Source organism: Nonomuraea sp. CX421, assembly GCF_059358955.1.
This window is the reverse complement of record NZ_JCADBK010000067.1, coordinates 1-755: the sequence shown is the minus strand read 5'-3', so window position 1 is coordinate 755 and position 755 is coordinate 1. Positions and strand designations below refer to the sequence as shown.

Annotated in this window: 1 pseudogene; it reads right to left on the bottom strand. The window is 61.2% G+C overall.

The features are described 5' to 3' along the window. A pseudogene (locus AC5L3X_RS39160) lies at window positions 1-755 on the bottom strand (DNA-directed RNA polymerase subunit beta); the annotation flags it as partial.

Genomic DNA, 755 nt, shown 5'->3' with positions numbered 1-755 from the left:
TTGGTCGGCGGCTCACCCGGCCGCAGCTTGCGGTAGATGTCGAGCAGGGCGTCGTCCTGGCCGGACGTGTGGTCCTTCTCCAGGGTGGCGCGCATCGACTCGTACTGGCCGAAACGCTCGAGGATCTTCTCGTTGGTCCATCCCAGTGCCTTGAGAAGCACGGTGACGGCCTGCTTGCGCTTGCGGTCGATGCGCACACCGACGCTGTCGCGCTTGTCGATCTCGAACTCCAGCCAGGCACCCCTGGACGGGATGACCTTGCAGCCGTAGAGGTCCTTGTCCGAAGTCTTGTCGACATTACGTTCGAAATAGACTCCAGGGGACCGAACCAGCTGCGAGACGACGACACGCTCGGTGCCGTTGATGATGAAGGTGCCCTTCGGCGTCATGAGCGGGAAATCACCCATGAACACCGTCTGGCTCTTGATCTCACCGGTGGTGTTATTGATGAACTCCGCCGTCACGAACATCGGGGCGGAGAAGGTCATGTCCTTGTCTTTGCACTCATCTACTGAGTACTTGGGCGGTTCGAACCGGTGGTCGCGGAACGACAAGGACATGGTCCCCGAGAAGTCCTCGATGGGACTGATCTCTTCGAAGATCTCTTCGAGGCCCGACTGGGTCGGGACGTCCTTGCGCCCGGCCTGGCGAGCCGCCTCTATTCGGCCCTTCCACTTCTCGTTGCCGAGCAGCCAGTCGAAGGACTCGGTCTGCAGGGCGAGAAGGTCAGGAACTTCGAGGGGCTCCTGGATGCG